This window comes from Filimonas zeae (assembly GCF_014641615.1).
GTDB lineage: Bacteria > Bacteroidota > Bacteroidia > Chitinophagales > Chitinophagaceae > Filimonas > Filimonas zeae.
The window spans coordinates 67,003-90,623 of sequence record NZ_BMIB01000006.1 but is presented as its reverse complement, the minus strand read 5'-3'; the positions used below and the strand labels follow the sequence as shown (position 1 = coordinate 90,623).

Sequence of the window (23,621 nt, the reverse complement as noted above, 5' to 3'; positions counted from 1 at the left end):
TTATGTGTATCCGATATATATGTATACTGATATTGCTTGCTGCCACCTTTGATGCAGCTGCACAACAGAACGATGATAACTCTTTTGCCGGTAAAGGTGCTGTGTTTGTATACAGCAGCCTGCTGCCCGATACGCTGAAAACAAATCTGCTGCTGCAAAGGCGTGAACATGGTGGCAGTGAAATGTGGACAACTGTGCGCACCTACACCGCTATCAGCAATGCAGCAGATGTAATGGACCGATATGAAGAGGCCCGCCAGTTGTTTCCGGAGTATGATATGCGCTTTGATGCCGGTGAAGCCTGGCGTAGATGGCAGCTTTACCAAACCTTCGATTCGCTGTTAAACGAAGTAAGTTATATACCCGGCCAGATGGCCTTTGGTATTGTACTGGCCGATACTTCTGTAGTAGCAGGTAAAACCTATCAGTACCGTGTGCAGAAACAGGGCGAGGCAGAAGCGGAGGCAAACAGGCGTACCGGTAACTGGGTAAGCTACCCGGCAGTAATACAGGCACCTGCTCCGCGCCTGCTGCAAAGGCAGACAGAGCGTGATGCCATTCTGTTGCAGTGGTATAGCACCGGCATTATACCCTCAGATAAATTTCTGGTATACCGCGCCTCCGGCAACGATACTGCTTTTGAGCGCATAGATGTATTTGCCGGTGCACAGCAGCGTGGCGATACCACCGTATATATAGTACATGATACCAAAGTACTGTTCAGCGAAATGTACCGCTATTATATTACCCCTGTAAACCTGTTTGGCGGGGGAGGTAATATAGTATCTGATACCGTTCCTGCCACCTGTATGAATCCGCAGCAACTGCTTACCCCGCAGTATGTACGGGCCGATGAAAACATAGCGAAGAAAGCAATAGAGGTACGCTTTCTGTTGCCGGATCAGGACTATATAGGCAGCGTACATATTATGCGCAGCTTATCGTTTGATGAAGGATATGAAGAGGTAGGCATTGCTACACCGGAAGATACCCTGTTTGCTGACTTTAGAATTGTACCGGGCAGAAAATACTATTACTACCTGCAAATGACAGACAAGATGGGCCGTAACAGCGCCCGCAGTGTAAAAACCTTTGGTCTGTTACAGGACACGCTGAACGATGCGCCCGCCCGATTTGTACAGGCAGTACGTACACCCGCTGGTATTCAGGTTACCTGGGAAAACCCACCTGATACCGGTGTTGTAAGCGGTTACTATGTGTACCGTAAAACAGGAGATGCTGAAAATTTTGAGCGCATCAGTACACTGCTTCCTGTGGCTGATTCTATCAATACCTTTATAGACTCATCCCGTACATTGCAGCCATCGTTGTTGTATGTATATAGCGTAGCCAGCGAAAACCTCAGTAACAAGGTAAGCCAGCATTCTGTACCTGCTTATGTAACCGGAATACAGGCAGGCAACACGGTTATTTTACCTACGCCACGCGATGTAAAAGTGTTGCTCTCTAACAAATCTGCCCGCCTGCTGTGGTACGATATGAAATTGCTGAACACCAACCTGTCTTTCTACAATATTTACCGCAAAGGGGATGGGGTACAGGACTTTCGCCCCGTAGCCACCCGTTATCCTGCTGCCTTTACCGCTTTTACCGATACCACAGTAGAAGAAGGTACAGGCTATATATATGCGATGGAGTGTGCCGATGATGACGGCCATACCAGCGCACAAGCCATAACAGAAGTGCTGAATATGCCTGCCAGCCAACTGTTGCCGCCGGATGTGGCTGCCACTGTGGAAGATGCCGCTGTACTGCTTACCTGGGAGCAGGTAACAGATACCCGCGTAAGCCAGCTGGGGGTATACCGCTATGCCAAAGGGGGCGAACCGGAAAAGATAGCCACAGTACGTGTAAACGATTTACGGTTTAAAGATGCCGGTGTAAAAAAAGGAAACACCTATTACTATTATCTGCAATCCGATAATGTGAAAGCCAGCCAGCTGGCAACGAGTAATACCGCTTATGTGGTATATGAGTAGACAGGTGTTGCGGGTATGCCGTGAACCCCGGCATGCTTCGCAACAAACTTACCAGTGCGGACGGTAACTGTCTGTTGCCAGCGCAGGTAAGGGCATAAACAGGTATACTTCTTTATAGTTGCTGTGAAAGTAGTCTTCTGTAAAACGTCCCTTCCCCTTAATAGTAGAACGCACCAGTACCAGGCTATCCTGGTTGGTGTAGCCATACCTGTAATTGAACTGCCGCAAAGGCATTGTTACCTCCTGTATTACCATGCGCCCGCCCTGCTGGCGGTAATAGCCTTCAAACAGGGTGCCGTGGCCGGTATAGGCAGCATCTTTACGTACGGCGTTTACATAACCGGCAGGTGTAGTAATGCTGTGCTGGTTATCCAGCGTAAGATTGCTTTGCCCGGTGGCATAGAAACGGTAAAACTGGTGCACGGTAGCCTGGCGTATACTATCACCAGATTGTATGCTGCGAAGTACATACACGCCATTGGTTTTAAGCCCGTGCAGTGTATCCATCGTAAACGCCGGATTATGAAAAGGGTATTGCGATTGCTGATAATGTTTGGTGCCACAGGCAAGGCCGGCTGCACATAAGGCAGCCAGCAGGTACAGGTGTTTCATGGTATTAATTATTCCACATAGGTTTTGACTTCAATATCTTCTTATAAATAGCACAACTGCTGGAGTGTGCACCAGGCAGATAACCCGTACTCATCAAAAACTCATTCACAATCTCCCCACCTGTAAAGCGGAATGTTTTCTTAAACAGCTTTACCCACTCTTCTTTGCTTTTAGGATGGTGGTGGTTAATCCAGTTTTCAAAAGAGCCATGCTCCTTTTGCAGTTGCAGAATGGTTTGGGCATTCTCTATAGCTGCATTAATCTTTAGCCGGTTACGTATAATGCCTGCATCCGCCATCAGCCGCTCGCGGTCTGCCTCTGTATAAGCAGCTACCTTTTTAATGTTGAAGTTGTGATAGGCTTTACGAAACCCCTGTTCCTTTTTTAAAATGGTTTCCCAACTCAACCCGGCCTGATTAATCTCCATAACCAACCGGCCGAACAGCTCGTTGTCATCATGAATGGGAAAGCCATAATGGAGGTCGTGATAAGGTTTGTGTATCGCCTTCTTTTCCTCCGACATATATTCTATTGCGTTGCAGTACGACATGTTGTTTGTATTGTTTATACGGCTGCTTACGGAAGCAGCTCTTTTAATTTATCTTCCAGTGCTTTGCCACGAAGCTTTTTCGCGATAATGATACCTTTTTCGTCTATCAGAAAGTTTGTTGGAATAGCGTCAACATTATACATTAGCGCCACCTGATTTTGAAAACCTTTCAGGTCGCATACATTTTCCCATGCAAGTTCATCTTTCTGTATAGCTTCCAGCCAGTCTTTCTTATTGTTGTCAAGCGATACTCCCAGAATGGCAAATCCTTTGTTTTTGTATGCGTCGTATGTTCTTTTGAGGCCAATGTTTTCATGCCGGCAAGGTATGCACCAGGAGGCCCAGAAATCCAGCAATATATACCTGGCCTTTACCTGTGAAAGTTTTATAGGTTTATCCTGTGTATTGGATTGTTCAAAATCTTCATATTTGCTGCCAATAGCAAGGTTTCTGGCGAGTGACAGATAGGTGCTCACCTCTTTGCCAAACACAGTGTGCTGTATTTCAGGACTAATATTTTCAAATAGTGCTTTAGTGGTATCTATCCCCCAATGTTTACCATAGGCGCTTAACAGGCTTACAGAAACGGGAGAGCGGGGATGCGATCTTACCCATGCTTTGTATAGTTCCATTTCCTGCTGCTCTGAATTCTTTTCAGGTAACTTATTGTCTTTGTGAATACTGTCCTTTTGTGACCTTATGGCAATAACCTGTTTGGATAGTTCATCTATTGCTTGCTGGGTTAACGAGCCACTTATTTTTCCTGTTCGGAACGAACCAGCCTGAAGGGTTATGTCCATAGCGCTATTTTCCAGCCAAAATGCAATCATATCTGAATATGAGGCAGTATGAAGGTAAACTGGTATTGCTGTGTCAGAAATGCTGCCAGTAAATTGAAAGGTGCCGTTTAGTATGCGACAGGAATCGATGAGGGTGTCTGGTTTGCCACAACGCAGATAGAGCCACGTGCTATCCCGGAGGCCGCTTACAGAACCTTTGATAGTATAGCCACGGGAATAGCATGTGAAAGAAATAAGGCTAAGCGTAAGCAATATACTAATTGAAAAAACCAGGAATCTCATATGGGTTGTTTGTACGAATATAACAAACCTGCCTCCAGCAGCAGTTTGCATCATGAATATTGTTATAAATAAACGTCTCTATGGAGCTTTTTTGCAATTCCTTCCCTATGCCAATAGCAGATAGAGCATTCTGGCAGGTTGCCTAACCCTTCCGAACCGGTTCGCGCAAGATGGTTTTTAGTTTTTCCGGTGCTGTTTTGCGAAAATCTGACAGGTAAATTTCATGATGCATCCCATTTCTGCCCAACTGATGCGTTTGCATATAATCTGCCATCTGTTGCAGGCTCTCCGGCTCATTGGCAAACGGCCCCACATGCAGCATTTGCACACAGCTACCCTCTTCCATAGTAAAGTACGTTACCCGTGCGGCCAGTGCAGCTTTGTTTTTTTGTAAAACTGCGGCTGTGGCATCGGCTACAGCTGACTGCTGCACAAAATCAGGCAACCGTATCAGTAAGCGATACTCCCATTCACTCCGGGGAATAGCAGTTGCCGCGGAGGATATAGTAGCGCCGGGATATTTCTTTTCATTGTACCACCACAGCCCCTCCAGCCTGGGTACGGTAAAATCTTTACCCCTGGCCTTATACACAAACTTGATGGTATAGGCCGTAGCGTACAATGCCTCTATGGGCGCTGCAAAGGCGGTTGAAGAGGGATCGCCCTTGCCGCAGATAGCAATATACTGTGCAGGTGGTATGCTTACCAGTTCAGGCTTTCTGGCGGCCGTATAATAGCTTTTGTACTGTTTGGTTAAATCCAGCTTTTCCATAACAATGGGATTGTAGTAATGCAAAGTAAAATCTGTCCGCTGACAACCCTATGGCAGTGCCTTTACTGTATTTTTTCCTGAAAAACGATAGATTTGTTCTGCCTAAACAACTCAAACAATGAAACACCTGTTTACCGGTATCCTGTGTATGCTGCTGCTGGCAGTAAGTAGCCGTGCTGCTGCACAATCCTGCCTTCCCACAAACACGTTAAAGCTTCCCTATAATCAAAAGCATGAGCCTGATAAGGTGGTGTTGAAAAACCTGCCCTGCGCCATTAAAGGCTGGAGTAATCTGGCATGTGGCGAGGATGATAAACGCTACCTGCCCCTGCCCGGATTTGGTACCGTACGGGTAATACTGATTCCTTTGGATTGTGGCGATTTTGAATACCGCTGGTACCTGGCAACCATTGTGGGTAACAAACTGGTTGATAAGCAATACGTAGAAGGTTTATGGTTTGAACCGGATAACGATGAAGAAAAAGAACATACCCGTTTTTCTATAGATGCCATGTATAAAATTACCATTGTAACGGAAGTGGAAAAGAAAGGAAAACGTACTTTAAAATCCCAAACCGTTTATCAGCTGCAGCCCAATGGTAAGCTAACGAAACGCTGATTGGTTTGTAAGATGCCAGATGCGGTTGGCAGCAACTAGTACCAGCGGATCATGTGTATTCAATGGCGTGTTCAACTGAAATAGTCGTATATAAGCTTCATCCTTTTCAGGCCCCTTTTCTTTAAAGCAGGTAACTGCTTTGCCTACGCGTAGTTTATAATAATGCAGCCAGGTGTGGTTTACAAAAAAATAAAAGCCTCCACCATTTCCATTGGGGTTGCCCAAACCTACAGTGTAACCGCACCGGATATCATTATCTATAAGCGAAGGTGGATGGGCTATAGTAATGCCCGCACCTTTAACTCCGCTTACAAACGCGGATGCCGGTAGGTTGTAATGAACAGTCTGTGGTGCAAGCAGCCCCAGATCGTAATGACTGGAAGAATCTGACAGCCGGTAAATATTGCCTATGGTATCTGTAAACAGGTAATAGCCCCGGTTACGATCCTGATTGCCAAGATAGATAGGGTGCTCCTCAAACCATTGCAAGCCCCGGAGGTTGCGGAAGAATGTACTCTGGTGCTTTTGAATAAATCCTGTGGTATCGGAAGGTGCTTTTTGCAGAAAATGGTCTAACGATTCCGGTAGTTCAATGGTTTGTACAGGATGTTGTGATAAGGTTGCGGTTGGCAGGTAGTATATGCTACAGGAGTCTTTTCGCTCCCCGCCACTACCCATATCCAGTAGAATAATCCGTGTATCGTCGTAATAAATAGTTTTGTCTGGCGCAAAGCTTGTTTTTAAAGCGCCCAGCTGATTAATAATGCCAAAGCGGTTATTGATGCTGTTATTGCTGCTGTTGTAAAAACCGGCACTATCTGTATTGTAAAACACCATATAATCGGCAGTGCCGGGTATGGCCTGCAGGTTGCAGACGTAAAAGCTGTCAACAGGCTTTATGGATATACTTTGATTACTGCCTTCCGGAAAGGCCTTCCAGCTGCTCTCTTTGTCAATATCCGGAATGCGGTAACCGTTTTTAAAAGCCAGTAATATGTACACCAGCAATACAATGAGTGCGGGTATAAGAAACCAGGCCATTTTGCGTATGGTGCGTTTAAATGTTCTCATCTGTTGCAATGAAAGTGAGTGTGCCGTAATGTTCTACTGGCACAATGCCGCTCCAAAATCTTTGGTAGGATAGGCACGTAAAAGATTCTGTGCTATAGTAATAATTTCCGTTGATTTACTATCGGCAGGTATAACAGTGCTGTTCTCCATACACTTCACAGCCTTATCATTTTTTATATAAAAGCGGTACTCTGTAGTAACAGCTGCCCCTTCCGCAGGCCCGCCTACCAGTTTCTCGTAACAGAAAATGCATTTGCCGTTGCGGTAATAAAACTCCCGTACCCAACTGCCATCTCCTATGCTGCCAGATTCTGCTATTTTAACCAGTGCTTTGTTGCTGAAATAACATACCACCTTTCCTTCTTCTACGCAGCCCGCCACTTCATAGGTAAACTGCTCCTTTTGCAAGGGCAAAGTGTTAATGCGCTTAAATTCATTACGGATGGGAGTAACATCCTGATCTGCGCTAGCCGAAGTGTGTTTGTTCTGAGCAATGCTACGTGTAGATAGTAAGGTGGCAGTAAAGAGAAGCGTAAGAAAAACGCGCGTAAACAGGTGCATAATAATGGTGTTTATGTGTAAATGAACGTTACTTCAAGGGGCGACAATTGTGTTTCCTTAGCCTCTTATTGGAGCGCCGGACTTTACTCTTTCGTCATATATCTTTTTCCAGCTTTCCAAGTCAATTGCAGTTTCTTCCTGTATATCATCGAATGCTATCCAACAGCCGCATTTTTCGGATAGGTATCTTAGCTGTTCAATATCCTGCTCTGTAACAATATGCCTGCCATACTGCTTTCCACCTTCAATTAAAATCTTCCATAGTGAAAATTCAAGGCTTTCCATCCATCCTGCTGTATATCCTTCTTCAGAGATATAGCTCATGTAATCAGCTAACAGCAGTTGGTCTCCGGTTAAATCGTTTAACATTTTTCAAAAGTAACCTAAACAGACTGAGGCAGGCATGTTTGTTGAAGGAATTAACATCTACGAATAACAGAATTATGGCATCAGGCTTTTTTGCAATTTTTGATGATATTGCGGCTTTAATGGATGATGTAGCCTTGGCCAGCAAAGTGGCCACCCGCAAAACAGCAGGTATACTGGGGGATGATCTGGCAGTAAATGCAGAAAAGGCAACCGGTTTTCTGGCCTCCCGCGAGCTGCCTGTGCTGTGGGCCATTACAAAAGGCTCGTTTTTGAACAAGCTTATTATTATACCGGTGGCGCTGCTGCTGAATGCGTTTTTTCCGGTGGCCATTAAAGCCATTCTGATAGCAGGCGGGTTTTACCTGGCCTATGAAGGGGTAGAAAAGATTATTGAATACCTGTTTCACCGCACCCCTGCCCCGCAACACGCCGTAGAACTGAATGAAGAGAGTTCTGGTGCTGTAGAAAAAACTAAAATCAGAAGTGCCATTACTACGGATTTTATCCTCTCTGTAGAAATTGTAATTATTGCCCTGGGTACGGTAATGGAACAAAGCCTGTCTATACAAATACTGGTAGTTTCCATTGTAGCTTTGCTGGCTACTATTGGTGTATACGGCATAGTAGCGCTGATTGTAAGAATGGATGACGCCGGATATAAGCTGATAAAACATTCTGATAACAAAGGCTGGCTCACTGCGCTCGGAAATATACTGGTGAAAGCCCTGCCTGTGGTGATTAAATTCTTAGGCTTTATAGGCACCATTGCATTAATTCTTGTTTCCGGTGGCATCTTTATTCATAATATTGAGTACCTGCATCATGCGCTTCCGCAATGGCCTGCTATGATATTGGAGTTTGGTACGGGGGTGATTGCTGGTTTGGTGGCGGTGGCCGTATTTACCGTAGGTAAAAAGCTGTATCAGCTAACAGGTCGTAAATAAAAACAGGTATGCCGGACTCCGGCAACACAATAGCCGGACCGGACAATTCTCTACCTGTACTTGCAGAATTAGCCTGATTGTTTTTACTTGTGAAAGAATGCTATTGCGCATAAAAGCCAATACATGTATCAACTATGAAATGGTTTGCTTTCACAGTCATGTTGCTTTGCCAGTATGAATGGATATTCGCCCAGCAGTCCGTTCGTTTTACGCCTCAACATTACTCCAATGTTTTCTCTGCCCGCCCAGTGCCGGTATTGCGCATTAAGCAGGGCGATACCGTAATTACCTCCAGTGTAGATGCAGTAGGTTTTGATAAGAATGGTGCAAGAGTAGCCCAACGCGGCAACCCGCTAACAGGGCCTTTTTACATTGAAGGTGCTGAGGTGGGAGATGTAGTGGCCGTTACATTGCATAAAGTATCTCTCAGCCGAAACTACGCCACTACCCTTAATGCTTTAATTCCAAAAGTGCTGCCCAAAGCCGTTGCCAAACATACCTGGCGCTCTGCCAGGCTGGTAAAATGGCAGCTTGATGTGGAAAAGCTAACCGGCAGCCCGGCAGATACCATTCTGCGTTTACGGAATGTGACAATACCGCTGCATCCCTTTCTCGGTTGTGTAGGCGTAGCTCCTGAGGGAGATGGAGAAACCGGCACAGGTGCATCCGGCCCTTATGGTGGTAATCTGGATTTCTGTTATAATACCACGGGTGCAACCGTGTACCTTCCTGTGTTTCATTCGGGAGCATTACTGTATCTGGGCGATGGACATGCCGCGCAGGGTGATGGTGAGTTGAATGGCGATGCGCTGGAAACTTCCATGGACTTCAGCTTTTCTGTAAAGGTGCTGAAAAGAGATACTTTCCCTTTACAGGTTCCGATGGTAGAAAACGCTGACTATTTAACGTTTTTTGGAATAGAATCCTCTCTGGATAAATCTTTGAAAGTGGCAACTGAATCTTTACTTGTATGGCTACAGCAACGTTACAGTCTCACTCTTATGGAGGCCAGTCAGGTTATTGGGCCTGTTATAGAATACCGTATACCTAAAGTAGCGGCCACTAAAGTAGAAGTAGCCGCTTTAATTCCTAAGGCAATATTGGGGCAGATACAACGTAAGGATTAGTCCCTTATTAAGGCAAATGTTTTATTACCAGCCACCAGCTGGCGATAACAACAGATCAATCTGTCTATCTGCGGGGTCATAAAGCCAGTTATAGCCATAATTATTCCTGCTTTCGTTGGTAAAGGGCTCCATAACGGCTAGCATTTCCTCGAAAGAAGCCATTGTAAATAAGCCTTTAAAATCATTATTATCAGATGCAACACTGATACCCTCATTTGTTGAGGCTAGTATGAGTGTAAGCTGACAATTGACAGCGGTTATAAAGGGAAGAGAAGATAGCATGAGAGGATGGTTGTGGGAAATTACCTGTAACCGGATAGCCTCCTGAAGTTGCCTGACTTCTGTACAATCAAAATCATACAGCCGGATCAGCTTGTCGGGGTCTGCATCCGGGTATCGGCCACCGTCAGTAATGTCATCAAGGTATTCCAGTTTCATCACCAAATATCCATATTTTGTTGCTATCAGTCATTCTCTGTTTGTTTTACAAACCAGCGGTTAGCAACATCCTTTAATTCATTGTAATCAGGCGCTTTGTCACACGCCCAGGCAACAATACCGTCAGCACGTATTAGTAAGGCATTTACAGACAGCCGGTCTTTCACGGTGCCGGAAACATATTCTATCTGGCTGCTGTATTCGCTGGCAAATGTTTTCAGTGCTGCGTTGTCATCAAAATCAATCAGCATGCCTTTACCATCGTGCATAAGACTACTGATAGTGGTGCCATTTTCAAATGCAAACTCAGGAACGCTGCGACCGGTAAGTGGGTGACTACCTTCCAGTGAATACTGTGTAAAAACACCCCATGCCCTTCCGGCAATATAGCTGGCTCCATCGCGGGTATTTATCAGGTCGCTGACAATAGCGTGCAATGCACGGGCATGTGCATCGGGTCGCATAATAGCTACCTGCGCACGTGACCAGTTGAGCACCTGTGCGCCAATGGAATGCCGTTCTGTATAGTAGGTGTCCAGCAAGCTTTCGGGTGCCTGTTGCTGAATGGTTGCGGCTAGCTTCCATCCCAGATTCATGGCATCGCCCAATCCCAGGTTCAGGCCTTGCCCGCCCAGTGGAGAGTGGATATGTGCAGCATCACCTGCTAACAGTATCCGTCCATTGCGGTAGGCGGTGGCTTGTCGCGCCCGGTCGGTCCAGGTAGTGGCGATATGCAGGTTGGTGATAGTTATCTCTGTATCTGAAATACGGCGCAGTACTTCCTGTAAGTGTGTGGCAGTAATGGGTGTTTGTGCATGGTGAAAGGCTCCGCCATCAAAATCCTGTATAATGATATAGCCGGGTTGAGATTGCAGGTACATACCTTTCTCTGTTACATTCCTGCCTGGGCGAAGCAGTTCCGGATTAGCCATGGTTACCTGAGCGGAGTAGCCTGTAAACTCCGGCTCTGTACCGGCAAACTCAAAACCTCCCAACTTGCGAACCACACTGCGGCTGCCATCGCAACCTACCAGCCATTTACCTGTAAAAGATTGATCGTCTGAATACACAGTTACTTCGTTTTCGGACTGATGAAAAGCAGTAACGGGCAGCCCCCGTTTTATTTCTACGCCTGATGCTATTGCGCGGCGGGTTAGTATTGTTTCCAGCTCTGCTATTTCAGACAATAAAATAAGAGGGGTTGCGTTGGGCAGGCGGTATGGCCATTGAGAAGTGTTTATGTTTTCTTCCTGAAATGGGATACCGGCAAAATGCCCTGCCTGGCGTGTGGGTGGTACGCCTTGACGAGTAACCGGAACGATATGCGGATTTTTTAAGTGCTTGTGTAGTTCCAGTTGCTGTAATAATCCACGGCGGTGCAGGGCTTCAATAGTGGGTGCTGAAAGCCCGCGTATACCAAACGGTAGCTGTTTTAATGGTGAGTGCGGGTTGTCTGCCTTCTCCAGCACCAGCACAGTGCATTGGGCCAGCGCCAGTTCGCAGGCGAGGAATAAACCTACAGGGCCTGCGCCAGATATAATAACATCGTAAATAGTATGGTTGTGTAAAGCGTTGTTGCTTTTCTGTATTGCGTTCATGTTGAATATATTGATACGCAAAACTCCGGAATGCTGCTACGTCAGGCTTGTATAAACGCGACAAAATGGTCGTTTACAGATTGTTGCCTTTTCTTCGCTTTGCGTGCAAATGCAGCAGGCGTGGTACCGCTGTAACGTTTAAACTCCCGGCTCAGATGGGCCTGATCGGTATAACCTACTTCATGGGCCAGACCTGCCAGGTTAGATTCCGGATGCAACCATAGTCTGTTCCTTACCTGCTCAAAGCGCATAAGGCCGGATACATCTTTAACCGTATGGCCGGATGACTGCCTGAACTTTCTTTCCAACGTACGTACGGTTGCATGTGCTGCAGCTGCTACCTTACTTACGGGCATAGTACCGTTGGCTTTACGCATGGCTACCCCTGCTTTAAATAACATGCTATCCATAGCCACCTGCGCGCGTGCCTGTATAAAATACTGCTGTACTTCGGCCAGCGCATCTGCTATGTTGCCTGCCTCCATGTATTTGTGTAAGGTGGCGTGTAGCTGAGCTACAGGGTGCTCTAGTTGGCGCACGGGTTCTTTGCCCGAGGGCAGCCCCAGCAAATCAAATACCGTCCACGGGTAACATCGTATGCCAATAATCTGCAAACGGTTTTGTGTGTAGAAATGAACGGGCTGATTGAGCAGACCCATGATAAAGGGAGATGGTAGTGGTTGTAATACGCCGTTGTGTACAATGCTGCAACCACTTCCGAAATGAAAAATAATTTCAGCATAGCCGTCAGGTGTTACTTCAAAACCTGATAGTTCTGTTGGGTAGTCTGTGCTGTTGTACCAAAAGCATCTGATGGTATCGCACAGCGCTTCCGGCGGTGCAAATTCCTGGTGGTAGTGCATACATAAAGGTAACCTATACAGGCAATGTATGTAGTGGTTATCCATACCGGAAGTAAACAGTGCCTGCTCCCTTCTCTTTGGCAAAATTCAGAAAGCGTTGCATGTTTACCAAATCCTGCCAAAGTTGGTTGAGGCTATGTTTATCGTTTATAGTAGTGCTGTTGTAGTGCGCATGTATCTCTTTGCCGGCGTCTGTAGCAATCAGTATGTTTAATCCCATGGGGGTAAGGTGTAAGGGTTTCTTATAGCAGTTAGTTTGCTTCTGAATATACTAAGAAAAATGCCGGGCTCTGTTTGTTGGGGGCAATGCTTTTAAAAAGCGCTTCCATGGTGCCTGAAAATAGTGGAGTGCATGTACTGCTCCGGTCTGCGGTGCAGGCAATTTATTGAGCGCGGCAGTTGCTCCGTTGAATGGAGCAGACAATTTATCGGATGGGGCAGTTGCTCCGTTCAACGGAGCGGACAATTTATTGAGTGGAGCGGTTGCTCCGTTCAACGGTGCAGGCAATTTACCGGGCAGTGCATCTGCTCCGTTCAGTGGAGCAGACAATTTACTGAGTGGAGCAGTTGCTCCGTTCAACGGTGCAGACAATTTGCCGGACGGATGTTCTGCTCCGTTCAGTGGAGCAGACAATTTATTGAGCGGATGTTCTGCTCCATTCAACGGAGCAGAACATCCACTCATCTGTATGTTGTAAAAAATCCAACGGTTAAGAAGCTGCTGCTTACGTATCTGTCATATAATCAATCTGATAAGCATAAAGCTCCATTTGGCGCATAAAAAAAGCTTCGAGCGCCATGCTCAAAGCTTAAAGAGTATCTGGTAGTCCCGACAAGAATCGAACTTGTATCTAAAGTTTAGGAAACTTCTATTCTATCCATTGAACTACGGGACCGGAAAACCGTTTTTCAGGCAGCAAAAATAATGGTTTACATCATTCTATATGCTAAAAATCTCAGGTTTGTATGAACCCCCTATCTTTGCCGCTCGAAAATTGATGTATGAAGTTTTATAATCTCCTGATTAAATACCGTTTCTGGCTGGGTTTACTGGCTATTGTGCTGGCGGTGACTGTGAACGTAACAGCCGGATTCTGGCCTGCATTCTTATTGTATTTTCTGGGTGTGATTGCCCTGTTCAGTCACTTTTTTATTGGTCCGCTGCGCCTGATTCAGGAGCCAATGGAGCAGGGCCGTGTGGAAGAAGTGGAAAAGATTCTGAATTCTGTATGGTTTCCCAACCTGCTGTATAAGCCTATCCGTTCTACGTACTTTACCATAAAAGGTAACCTGGCCATGATGTCGCAGGACTTTGAAACTGCTGAAAAGCACCTGAAGAAAAGCTCCGAACTGGGTTCGCCTATGCCGGAAGCAGAAGGAGCCAACAAGCTGCAGCTGGGTATGATGGCTATGCAAAAAGGCGATCTGAAAGGTGGCGAAAGCTATATCCGTCAGGCCATCCGCGCGGGTATTCCTGATAAAGAAAGCGAAGCGGTTGCATACCTTAGCATGTGTCAGATTTTTATGAACAAGCGTGAGTTCAGAGCAGCAAAAGATTTCTTCCGTAAGGCGAAGGCTTGTAAACCTACTACCAAAGAAGTAGTAAGCCAGATTAAAGAAATTGAAAAGTATATTTCCCGCATGCCTGGCTAGTAGCCGTTGCATTGCTTAAAATAAAGAAGCCGCGTCCGTTATGGAGGCGGCTTCTTTATTTTAAGCAAATAGTTATACAGAAATATGCTTTATTGCAGTTGGTTATTCAAATGAGTTATTTCCTGCCCTTATTCAGCTTCTTATAATAGTTACATACTTCTGTAACACCACATTCCGCACATTTGGGGGTACGGGCCAGGCAAATATAACGTCCGTGTAATATCAACCAGTGGTGTGCCTTATGTACCAGTTCGGTAGGTATGTTTTTAATCAGTTCTTTTTCCACGGCCAGCGGTGTGGTGGCCGAAGGTGAGGTAAGGCCCAGCCGGTGCGATACACGGAATACATGCGTATCTACGGCCATGTTCGGCTGCTCATCTATAACAGAAGTAATTACATTGGCGGTTTTGCGGCCCACGCCAGGCAGTTTTACCAGTTCCTCTACCGTCATAGGTACTTCTCCTTTAAAGTCGTGTATAAGCATGTTGGCCATGCCTATGAGGTGTTTGGTTTTGTTGTTGGGGTACGAAATGCTTCTTATAAAAGGAAACAACTCGTCAAAGCTGGCCTGCGCCATGGAGTATGGGGTGGGGTAATGCGCAAACAGCACCGGAGTGGTTAAGTTCACCCGTTTATCTGTACACTGGGCCGAGAGTATAACGGCTACCAGCAGCTGGAAAGGATTATCGTAAATTAATTCCGTTTCTGCATTGGGTGCATGCTGCTCAAAATAGTTGATTACAAAGCGGTACTTTTCCTTTCGTGTCATATTCTATCACATAAAAACAAGACACGAAATTACCGGCTTATAACATATCAGCCGCAGGTTTTGAATACCAGGTAGTATAAGAACGTTTTTCCGGCTTATTGCTGTTGTACAAATGGTCCAGAACGTTTTGCAGACTTTGTGAGCGGGGTTCTTCTAATGGCGTGTAATTCAATTGTTCCTGAGCTTCCTTTAAAACCTGTAATTTTTCGCGGTGGCCCCAGTTTTCCTGTAACATAACTTCAATTTTTGTGCGTTCTCCGGCAGGCAAATCGTTGTATAAATATTGCAAAAGATCCTCCGTGGTACAGCTGTTGTGCATAGTAATAAGGTGACAAGGTGATATGAAAAGCAGTCGAATAGTAATTAAACGGAAGTTGCGTTCCGATATTGTAAGTATGCTTACTTTTTTTTGGCGTCGGGCGACTCCACAATGTACACGTCCTCGTTATCGCGCTTCATAAAAAAGTTTTCCCGGGCGTACTTTTCCAGTGCGGCGGGGTTGTTTTGCAGTTCGGCCAGTTCTTTTTTCGTTTTCTCAATTTCTTCTACATAAAACCGCTTACTGGCCTGTAAATCTTTCAACTGGCGCTTTCTTTCCATTTGCGTAAACACATCGTTGCGGTCAAAAAACAGCATCAGCAGGGCAAATGCAGTTATCGACACAGCGTATTTGTTTTTGAGAAAAGAAAGAATAACCGCCGGTTTAATCATAGGGTAAAGGTATATAAAAACAAAATAGCCGGCGATGGTTATCGGCCGGCTATTGGTATATCTATGGAGATAGTACTATTTGTTGAAGAAACGTACTTTACCGTTAGGGTAAATTGCGTTTGCACCCAGTGCCTCTTCAATACGGATCAGCTGGTTGTACTTAGCCATACGGTCGGTACGGGAAGCAGAACCGGTTTTAATTTGTCCGCAGTTCAGGGCTACAGCCAGGTCAGCAATAGTGGTATCTTCAGTTTCACCGCTTCTGTGGCTCATGATAGTAGTGTAACCAGCGTTCTGCGCCATTTGTACCGCATTGATAGTTTCAGTTACAGTACCAATCTGGTTTACTTTAATCAGAATGCTGTTAGCAGTACCTGTGCTGATACCGCGCTGTAAAATTTTGGTGTTGGTAACAAACAGATCGTCACCTACCAACTGTACTCTGTCGCCAATAGCGTCAGTCAGTTTTTTCCAGCCTTCCCAATCTTCTTCAGCCATACCGTCTTCAATAGAAACAATAGGATATTTGTTTACCCACTCAGTCCAGTAAGCCACCATTTCATCGCTGGTGATTTCTTTACCGCTGCTCTTATAGAATTTGTATTTGCCGTCTTTGAACATTTCGCTGCTGGCAGCGTCCAGTGCAATACCAATCTGAGTACCTACTTTGTAACCAGCAGCTTCAATAGCAGCCAGTACAGTTTCAATAGCTTCTTCGTTGCTCTGGATATCAGGTGCAAAACCGCCTTCGTCACCTACGTTAGTGCTGTAACCTTTTTTCTTCAGCACGCTTTTCAGCTGGTGGAAAATTTCAACACCCCAACGTAAACCTTCGCTGAAGGTAGTAGCACCCACAGGAACAATCATATACTCCTGGAAGTCGATTTTGTTATCAGCGTGAACACCACCGTTCAGGATGTTCATTAAAGGAATAGGTAATACAGTGCTGTTAACACCACCCAGGTAGCGGTACAGAGGCAGGTTGCTTTCCAGTGCAGCTGCTTTGGCTACTGCCATAGATACTGCCAGGGTAGCGTTTGCACCCAGTTTGCTTTTGTTTTCAGTACCATCAATCTGCAACAGTTTGGCATCAATACCAGCCTGATCGTTTACAGACCAGCCAATCAGTTGCTCAGCTATAATGCTATTTACATTTTCAACAGCTTTTAAAACACCTTTACCTACGTAAACGCTTTTGTCGCCATCACGCAGTTCAACCGCTTCATGAATACCGGTAGAAGCACCGCTGGGTACAGCAGCACGGCCCAGGTGACCGTTTTCGGTTAATACGTCCACTTCTACAGTAGGGTTGCCGCGGCTGTCTAATATCTGACGGGCATGGATGTCGGTAATGTAGCTCATGACTAATTATTGGTTTAATGTTTTAGAATACCGTGTTATTGGTTGCGTTTGCGGTGCAAATAAACAATCTTTTTTGCGCAAATACTCCTAACCGTTGTTAGTTAATGGTTGTTATTCTGCGGGTTGTTCGCCCACAAGTTTTAAAAAGGTGGCTTCGTCAATAATTTTAATGGTATTGATTTTTTTAGCCTTCTCCAGTTTGCTGCCCGCATCTTCGCCCACCACCAGGTAATCCAGTTTGCTGCTTACGCCGCTTACAATTTTACCGCCGTGTGCCTCCGCCATGGCTTCGGCTTCGCTTCGTTTAAGAGTAGGCATGGTGCCGGTAAATAAAAAGGTTTGTCCGTGCAGGGTATCTGCGCCTGCCGCTACCGCACTTTTTTTATTGTTGAGCATTTGCACGCCCAGCTGTTTCAGGTGCTCCAGCATGTGAATATTCTGCTCGTTGCTGAAGAACGCGTAAATGCTGCGGGCTACTTTTACACCCACATCTTCCAGCTGCTGTAATTCTTCTTCTGTTTTATCTTTCAATTCCAGTATATCGTGTACCGCATTGGCCAGTGTTTTGGCAGTGGTTTCGCCTACAAAGCGGATGCCCAGTGCGTAAATAAGGCGGTGTAAAGGTTGGGTTTTACTGGCTTCAATGGCACTGCGCAGGTTGTCGATAGATTTCTTTCCAAACTTTTCCAGTTTGGCTATTTCGTCAAAGTCCAGCTGGTAAATACCCGGTACATCTTTCAATAATCCGGCTTCGTAAAAGCGCAGAATATTGGCAGCACCCAGGCTGCGTATATCCATGGCATCTTTACTTACAAAGTGGATCATTCTTTCCAGCACCTGTGCGCGGCATTCTATATTGGGGCATCGCCATACGGCTTCTGCTTCTTCTTTGGTAAGTTCACTATCGCATACCGGGCAGTTGCGTGGAAATGCAATATCCACCTCACTGCCGTTACGCAGGTCGGGCATGCATTGTACAATCTGCGGTATTACATCGCCGGCACGTTCTACCAGTACGGTGTCACCTATTTTCAGGCCTTTTTCGCGTATGTATTCTTCGTTGTGTACAGAGGCGCTGCCTACGGTTACGCCGCCGATGGAAACGGGGTCAACCTTAGCTACGGGCGTAACGGCACCGGTGCGGCCTACCTGAAACTCAATTGCCCGCAATTTGGTGGTGGCCTGCCGTGCTTTAAACTTATAAGCCATAGCCCAGCGTGGGTGGTGGGTGGTCATGCCCAGCCGGTCCTGCAGCGTAAGGTCGTTCACCTTAATTACCATGCCGTCTATTTCGTACGGTAGTTCATCGCGCAGTACCTCAAAATCATGTACGTGTCTGGTTACTTCCGCAATGCCTTTCAGTACCTGCTTCTCCTTCTGGGGCGAGCGGAACCCGCATTCCCACAACAGTTTCAGCGATCCGGAGTGTGTACCCAGCGGAGAGTCTGCTGAAGGCAGGGACGAGCCCTGGGTTTTCAGGTTTTCATCCGGTAACTCGTCATTGCTTTTGCCGTCTATGGCCAGGGTAAAGCCGTCCAGCGTGGTATAATAACTTACATGGTACAGAAAAGCTTCCAGGTTACGCTCTGCTACTTCACGTGGGTCTTTCATGCGCAGGCTGCCGCTGGCAGCATTACGCGGATTGGCCAGTGGTGCTTCTCCTTTTTCTGCCAGCTTTTCGTTGTATTTTTCAAACGACTGCTTGGTCATGATAATCTCCCCACGTATCTCTATGGTTTGAATGCCATATTTAGAAAAGGGGGCAGATAATGGTATAGAACGTATCTGGCGTATGTTGGTGGTAATTTCATCACCCGCTACGCCATCGCCACGGGTTACACCACGCACCAGTAAATCGTTTTCATATATGAGCGATATACTGGCACCGTCAAACTTTGGCTCAATACAATATTCAATGGTTTCCAGGCCGGAGAGTTCGCGTGCTTTCCGGTCCCACTCCACCAGATCATCGGCGTTGTAAGAGTTTTCCAGTGAAAGCATAGGCACCAGATGCTGTACGGTAGGGAAGGATTTGCTAAGGCCCAAGCCTACGCGCTGGCTGGGCGAATCGGGTGTAATCAGTTCCGGGTGCGCCTTCTCTATTTTTTCCAGCTGCTTGTATAACTGGTCGTATTCGGCATCTGCAATCAGCGGTTCGCTGGCTACATAATACCGGTATTCATGAAACCGGAGTACCGCTCTTAATTCTTCCAACTGCTCAACTGCTAATTCTTTTTTTGCTTTAAGTGCTTCTGTTTTATCCTGTAATGCTCTGGTTTCCGCGGAAGAATACATAGACGGTTATTTGTGGGCGCTAAAGGTAATTACCTTTGTGCAAGCAGGGAATACGTGTAAAGAAAGAAAAAGACCGTGCGGTATGTAAAAATTACACAAACGCCGGAAATTTGTATTTTTGACCTGAACCCGCATTTGTGCCATTATGAATATAAATCCAGATATCCCGGCTACTACAGCCGTTCCCGGAGAAAAAGAACTGATTGAAGAAGCGGTGGCGTTGGTGGCCTCTTACCCCAAAGTGCCTATTACGGTTGACTGTGTGATATTCGGTTTTGACGAAAACGAACTGAAAGTGCTGTTGATACGCAGCGATTTACCTCTTTTTCATGGAAAATGGTCGCTACTGGGCGATTTTGCCGGCGACCAGGAAGAGCTGGACGATGCTGCTTACCGCGTAATGCGCAGCCGCACCGGTATGGACGATGTATATCTGGAGCAGGTGCGCACTTTCAGCAATCCCAAACGCCACCCCGGCGGCAGGGTACTAACGGTAGCCTACTGCTCACTCCTGAATATTGAACACCACCAGCTGAAAACGCACGAAAATGAGTTACACTGGCACAGCTTCAATGGCCTGAAGGATATGGCTTTTGACCACCAGGAAGTGCTGGACTATTGCTATAAATGGTTGCAGAAACGCATGCAGGAACACCCGCTGGGCCTGAACCTGCTGCCCGATAAATTCTCCCTCCGCGAGTTGCAGAATCTGTACGAGGTGGTACTGAACGTAAAGCTGGACCGCCGCAATTTTCGCAAGAAGTTCTTTTCTATGGACCTGCTGATTGATACCGGGGAGTATGAAGATGATGTACCACACCGCCCGGGTCGTTTGTACAAATTCAATTTTCAGAAGTATGAGAAAAACCAGCGTAGCTGGATTGGAATAGACTTTTAGCGGAATTCTTTATCTCTAATTAACAGCGCCTTATCGGCGCTTTTTTTGTTTTCAGCCCTTTTTAAGGAAAAAATTTTAAGTTTTTTTTTGAGTTGTGTAGAAATTACACAATTTTGTATTGTTGTGAATGTGTAATTATTACGCACACGGCCGTTTGTTTTGCCATAAATACTACAATTATGATTATCGTTTGTTTGCTAATTGCCTCCATGCTTTGCCAGCTTGCGTATTTTTTTCTGGCTCCGCTATTTTCATCAACCCCTTCCCAGATCAATTTCAACCAGTCACAATTAACAAAGTGATTCTCATACACTCGAAAACGCACATGATATGAATTTCAAACGACTGTTTTTGCCAATAGTGCTACCGCTGCTATGTCTGGCGATGCCTGCACTGGCGCAGGACAAGGTAGTTACAGGGAAAATTACAGACGCCAAAGACGGATCGCCCATAGCTGATGTATCCGTATTGGTAAAGGGCTCCACCGTTGGCACCCGCACAAAAGCCGATGGTACTTTTAGTTTACGTGTTCCGGCCGGTAAAGATTCGCTGGAACTGATTTCCATTAATTATACCACTTTAACCGTTGCCGTTGGCGAGGGTACTATCAGCGCCGCACTGGAGCAGAGCAATGCTGCACTGGGTGAGGTGGTGGTAATTGGTTATGGTACCGCACGAAAAAAAGAACTTACGGGTTCGGTTGTTTCTGTGGGGTCTAAAGATTTTCAGAAGGGTACCATTGTATCGCCCGATCAGTTGATCTCTGGTAAAATTGCCGGTGTATCTATTACGCCTGCGGGTGGTGCACCAGGAGCAGGAAGTGTGGTTCGCGTTCGTGGTGGTGCTTCTATCAGCGGTAACAATGATCCACTGTATGTAATTGACGGGGTGCCGGTAGCCGCTTCTGTGCAGAGCATACCAGGTGTAACCAACCCTATGGCAATGATAAACCCGGCAGATATTGAAAATATTACTGTTTTAAAAGATGCGGCTTCTACCGCTATATATGGCTCACGTGCTTCTGGCGGTGTAATTTTAATTACTACAAAAAAAGGAAGAAGTGGTAAGCCGGTATTTAACTTCAACTCAAACGTTTCTGCTGGTAAAGCAATGCGACTGGTCGATGTGTATACCGCTGATGAAATAAGAGCGCGCGTAAATGCCAGTGGTGATGCTACATTTATTAACAAGCTGGGTACTGCCAATACCAACTGGCAGAAAGAAATATACAGAACAGCAATTACCAATGATAATAACCTGAGTGTTACTGGTGCTGTTAAGAAGGTGCCTTATCGTATTTCAGTTGGTTTCCTTAATCAGGATGGTATTTTAAAAAGAGATCATCTGGACCGTTACTCTGCTGCTATCGGCGTTAGCCCTAAATTTTTTGACGACCATCTGAAAGTGGATATCAATCTGAAAGGAACTATTTCAAAGTCTACTTTCGGAAACCAGGATGCTATTACTTCTGCCTTAACTTTTGATCCTACTCAGTCTGTGTATAGCGGCAAAAGCGAATATGGCGGTTATTTTGAATGGCTTGACGGAACACTGCCCAGTACCAATGCTCCTAAAAACCCTGTAGGCCTGTTGAATCAGAAATTTGACAATGGCCAGGTGAACAGAAGCTTTGGTAATATTCAGTTTGATTACAAGTTTCATTTTCTGCCTGAGCTGCGTGCTAACCTGAACCTCGGCTATGATGTAGCAAAAGGTTGGGGTGGTGTATTTGTACCTGCAGAAGCGGCGGCAAGCTTTAACGCGGGTGGTTCACGCACCAAATACAAGCAAACTGTTAATAACAGAGTGGGTGAGTTTTACCTGAACTACGTTAAGGACTTAAAAAGTATTAAGAGTAATATCAATATTGTTGCCGGTTATGGTTATTATGATAACCTGACGCATGTATTTAACTATCCTACGTTAAAAGCAAACGGAGATACCGTAACAACGGTTACTTTTTTAGATGATAAGCCAAGGAATACACTGATTTCTTACTATACAAGATTGATCTATACGTTTAATAATAAGTACATCTTATCTGCTTCTATGCGTACTGATGGATCGTCTAAGTTTTCTCCGGATTATCGTTGGGGGCAATTTCCTTCTGTTGGTCTTACCTGGCGCATGAACCAGGAGGCTTTCCTGAGAAATGTGGATTGGCTGTCAGATCTGAAGCTGCGCGGAACTTATGGTGTTACGGGTAATCAGGATGGTATAGCTAACTATGATTATCTTCCTGTTTATACTTCCAGTACTGTTAATACAGCCTTATATCAGTTAGGAAGTAATTTCTTCTATCAGACTTCTCCGGGAAAATATGTTGTTAATCTGAGGTGGGAAGAAACACGTGCATTTAACGTGGGCTTTGACTTTGGCTTCTTTAAAAACCGTATTACAGGTAGTGTTGATTATTATAAGAAGAAAACCAAAGACCTGTTAGGTCCCATCAGTCTGCCTGTGGGTTCAAACTTCACAAATATTACTGTTGCCAACGTGGGTAATATGGATAATGAAGGTGCCGAGTTTTCATTAAATGCGGCCATCATTAATAAGAAAGACCTGAGCTGGAATGTTGGTTTTAACGTGGCTTACAACAAGAACACTATCACTAACCTTACACAAACTACAGACTCGGCATATGCGGGTAATCCTGTAGGTGGTATTACAGGAGGTACAGGAAATACTGTGCAAATACATTCTGTTGGATATAGCCCTAATACATTCTATGTATACAAACAGGTTTATGATCAGGCCGGAAAACCTATTGAAGGTGTATACGCCGACCTGAATGGAGATGGTGCGATAAACGAGAAGGACATGTACAGATACAAGTCGCCATTCCCTAAGATGGTGTATGGCTTTAATACTGACGTTACTTATAAAAAGTGGAGCGCGAGTGTTGTAATGCGTGCCAATGTTGGCAACTATATTTACAACAACGTAGCCTCTAATCTGGGTATATCAAGTATTATCAACAACACCAACAGGTTTGTTTCAAATGCGCATAAAGATTTACAGAATACAAATTTTGCAAATAACCAATTCTTTAGTGACTATTATGTGCAGAATGCCTCTTTCCTGAAAATGGACAACCTGGCTATCTCTTATAACGCTGGTCGGGTACTGAATAATAAAGTGGGATTAATGATAACTGCCAACTGCCAGAACGTATTTGTAATTACCAAATACAAGGGACTGGATCCGGAAAGCGGCTACACTGGTACTTATCCTGATGTATATCCGGGTATTGACTATAAGTTTTATCCCAGACCCAGAACGTATACCCTGGGCGTTAACCTAACTTTTAATTAATTGATTTAAGAA

At 45.5% G+C, this 23,621-nt stretch carries 24 protein-coding genes and 1 tRNA gene; 7 read left to right on the top strand and 18 right to left on the bottom strand.

The features are described from left to right. Nucleotides 1-2 precede the first annotated feature (2 nt). Entirely contained in the window at nt 3-2,000 is a 1,998-nt protein-coding gene (locus IEY13_RS26480) for a fibronectin type III domain-containing protein (protein ID WP_188958159.1), read from the top strand. 48 nt (nt 2,001-2,048) lie between these two features. On the opposite strand, the gene IEY13_RS26475 is transcribed toward IEY13_RS26480, so the two are convergent. The 4 genes from IEY13_RS26475 to IEY13_RS26460 all read right to left on the bottom strand — a co-directional run bounded on the left by IEY13_RS26475 (nt 2,049) and on the right by IEY13_RS26460 (nt 5,016). After that, nucleotides 2,049-2,612, bottom strand: coding sequence for a hypothetical protein (locus IEY13_RS26475; RefSeq protein ID WP_188958156.1), 564 nt, complete (start codon nt 2,610-2,612; stop codon nt 2,049-2,051). 4 nt (nt 2,613-2,616) lie between these two features. Beyond that, the gene (locus tag IEY13_RS26470) at nt 2,617-3,162 is read right to left on the bottom strand and encodes a DNA-3-methyladenine glycosylase I (protein WP_188958154.1); all 546 of its coding nucleotides are present in this window, start codon (nt 3,160-3,162) and stop codon (nt 2,617-2,619) included. 26 nt (nt 3,163-3,188) lie between these two features. Further along, on the bottom strand, nt 3,189-4,244 hold the full coding sequence (locus tag IEY13_RS26465; protein ID WP_188958152.1) for a TlpA disulfide reductase family protein: 1,056 nt from the start codon (nt 4,242-4,244) through the stop codon (nt 3,189-3,191). A gap of 142 nt (nt 4,245-4,386) precedes the next feature. Next, nucleotides 4,387-5,016 carry a GyrI-like domain-containing protein gene (locus tag IEY13_RS26460; protein WP_188958150.1) on the bottom strand — a complete coding sequence of 210 codons (630 nt, stop codon included), beginning with the start codon at nt 5,014-5,016 and terminating at the stop codon, nt 4,387-4,389. Nucleotides 5,017-5,134: 118 nt separating this feature from the next. Between IEY13_RS26460 and IEY13_RS26455 the strand changes: the two genes are divergently transcribed. Beyond that, on the top strand, nt 5,135-5,635 hold the full coding sequence (locus IEY13_RS26455; protein WP_188958148.1) for a hypothetical protein: 501 nt from the start codon (nt 5,135-5,137) through the stop codon (nt 5,633-5,635). Here the strand turns inward: IEY13_RS26455 and IEY13_RS26450 are convergent. Genes IEY13_RS26450 through IEY13_RS26440 form a run of 3 tightly spaced genes read right to left on the bottom strand, consistent with a single transcriptional unit; the run spans nt 5,621 to nt 7,636 of the window. Then, complete coding sequence (locus IEY13_RS26450; RefSeq protein ID WP_188958146.1) at nt 5,621-6,706, bottom strand: hypothetical protein; 1,086 nt, start codon at nt 6,704-6,706, stop codon at nt 5,621-5,623. The two genes, IEY13_RS26455 and IEY13_RS26450, sit on opposite strands and share 15 nt — an antisense overlap. Nucleotides 6,707-6,739: 33 nt before the next feature. Next, nucleotides 6,740-7,267 (bottom strand): hypothetical protein, encoded by a 528-nt coding sequence (locus IEY13_RS26445; RefSeq protein ID WP_188958144.1) that lies wholly within the window; start codon nt 7,265-7,267, stop codon nt 6,740-6,742. A gap of 57 nt (nt 7,268-7,324) precedes the next feature. Next, on the bottom strand, nt 7,325-7,636 hold the full coding sequence (locus IEY13_RS26440; RefSeq protein ID WP_188958142.1) for a hypothetical protein: 312 nt from the start codon (nt 7,634-7,636) through the stop codon (nt 7,325-7,327). A 74-nt stretch (nt 7,637-7,710) separates the two neighbouring features. Between IEY13_RS26440 and IEY13_RS26435 the strand changes: the two genes are divergently transcribed. Both IEY13_RS26435 and IEY13_RS26430 read left to right on the top strand, forming a co-directional pair. Next, nucleotides 7,711-8,580, top strand: coding sequence for a DUF808 domain-containing protein (locus IEY13_RS26435; protein WP_188958140.1), 870 nt, complete (start codon nt 7,711-7,713; stop codon nt 8,578-8,580). Nucleotides 8,581-8,714: 134 nt separating this feature from the next. Continuing rightward, nucleotides 8,715-9,707, top strand: a complete 993-nt coding sequence (locus IEY13_RS26430; RefSeq protein WP_188958138.1) for an acetamidase/formamidase family protein — start codon at nt 8,715-8,717, stop codon at nt 9,705-9,707. A gap of 24 nt (nt 9,708-9,731) precedes the next feature. Here the strand turns inward: IEY13_RS26430 and IEY13_RS26425 are convergent, their stop codons facing one another. The 6 genes from IEY13_RS26425 to IEY13_RS26400 all read right to left on the bottom strand — a co-directional run bounded on the left by IEY13_RS26425 (nt 9,732) and on the right by IEY13_RS26400 (nt 13,502). Further along, nucleotides 9,732-10,145 carry a hypothetical protein gene (locus tag IEY13_RS26425; protein WP_188958136.1) on the bottom strand — a complete coding sequence of 138 codons (414 nt, stop codon included), beginning with the start codon at nt 10,143-10,145 and terminating at the stop codon, nt 9,732-9,734. A 26-nt stretch (nt 10,146-10,171) separates the two neighbouring features. Beyond that, complete coding sequence (locus IEY13_RS26420; RefSeq protein WP_188958134.1) at nt 10,172-11,743, bottom strand: FAD-dependent monooxygenase; 1,572 nt, start codon at nt 11,741-11,743, stop codon at nt 10,172-10,174. A 41-nt stretch (nt 11,744-11,784) separates the two neighbouring features. Next, a complete protein-coding gene (locus tag IEY13_RS26415; RefSeq protein ID WP_188958131.1) occupies nt 11,785-12,606 on the bottom strand; it encodes a helix-turn-helix domain-containing protein in 822 nt (273 codons plus the stop codon). A 37-nt stretch (nt 12,607-12,643) separates the two neighbouring features. Then, complete coding sequence (locus IEY13_RS26410) at nt 12,644-12,826, bottom strand: hypothetical protein (protein ID WP_188958129.1); 183 nt, start codon at nt 12,824-12,826, stop codon at nt 12,644-12,646. 51 nt (nt 12,827-12,877) lie between these two features. Further along, nucleotides 12,878-13,291: a ribosomal eL19 family protein gene (locus tag IEY13_RS26405; RefSeq protein WP_188958127.1), complete on the bottom strand. Its 414-nt coding sequence runs from the start codon at nt 13,289-13,291 to the stop codon at nt 12,878-12,880. A gap of 136 nt (nt 13,292-13,427) precedes the next feature. After that, a tRNA-Arg gene (locus IEY13_RS26400) sits at nt 13,428-13,502 on the bottom strand. A gap of 106 nt (nt 13,503-13,608) precedes the next feature. Here IEY13_RS26400 and IEY13_RS26395 point away from each other — a divergent pair. After that, nucleotides 13,609-14,259 carry a tetratricopeptide repeat protein gene (locus IEY13_RS26395; RefSeq protein WP_188958125.1) on the top strand — a complete coding sequence of 217 codons (651 nt, stop codon included), beginning with the start codon at nt 13,609-13,611 and terminating at the stop codon, nt 14,257-14,259. Between the two features lie 115 nt (nt 14,260-14,374). Here the strand turns inward: IEY13_RS26395 and nth are convergent, their stop codons facing one another. The 5 genes from nth to ligA form a co-directional block, all read right to left on the bottom strand. After that, nucleotides 14,375-15,028, bottom strand: a complete 654-nt coding sequence (gene nth, locus IEY13_RS26390; protein ID WP_188958123.1) for an endonuclease III — start codon at nt 15,026-15,028, stop codon at nt 14,375-14,377. Nucleotides 15,029-15,065: 37 nt separating this feature from the next. Then, entirely contained in the window at nt 15,066-15,263 is a 198-nt protein-coding gene (locus IEY13_RS26385) for a hypothetical protein (protein WP_188958121.1), read from the bottom strand. A gap of 164 nt (nt 15,264-15,427) precedes the next feature. Beyond that, on the bottom strand, nt 15,428-15,739 hold the full coding sequence (locus IEY13_RS26380; RefSeq protein ID WP_188958118.1) for an FtsB family cell division protein: 312 nt from the start codon (nt 15,737-15,739) through the stop codon (nt 15,428-15,430). Between the two features lie 75 nt (nt 15,740-15,814). Beyond that, the gene (gene eno, locus IEY13_RS26375) at nt 15,815-17,101 is read right to left on the bottom strand and encodes a phosphopyruvate hydratase (RefSeq protein ID WP_188958116.1); all 1,287 of its coding nucleotides are present in this window, start codon (nt 17,099-17,101) and stop codon (nt 15,815-15,817) included. A gap of 111 nt (nt 17,102-17,212) precedes the next feature. Further along, nucleotides 17,213-19,396, bottom strand: a complete 2,184-nt coding sequence (ligA, locus tag IEY13_RS26370; RefSeq protein WP_188958114.1) for an NAD-dependent DNA ligase LigA — start codon at nt 19,394-19,396, stop codon at nt 17,213-17,215. A gap of 145 nt (nt 19,397-19,541) precedes the next feature. Between ligA and IEY13_RS26365 the strand changes: the two genes are divergently transcribed. Further along, nucleotides 19,542-20,294, top strand: a complete 753-nt coding sequence (locus IEY13_RS26365) for an NUDIX hydrolase (protein ID WP_188958112.1) — start codon at nt 19,542-19,544, stop codon at nt 20,292-20,294. Nucleotides 20,295-20,624: 330 nt separating this feature from the next. Further along, nucleotides 20,625-23,609, top strand: coding sequence for a SusC/RagA family TonB-linked outer membrane protein (locus tag IEY13_RS26360; protein ID WP_188958111.1), 2,985 nt, complete (start codon nt 20,625-20,627; stop codon nt 23,607-23,609). The last annotated feature ends 12 nt before the right edge of the window (nt 23,610-23,621 follow it).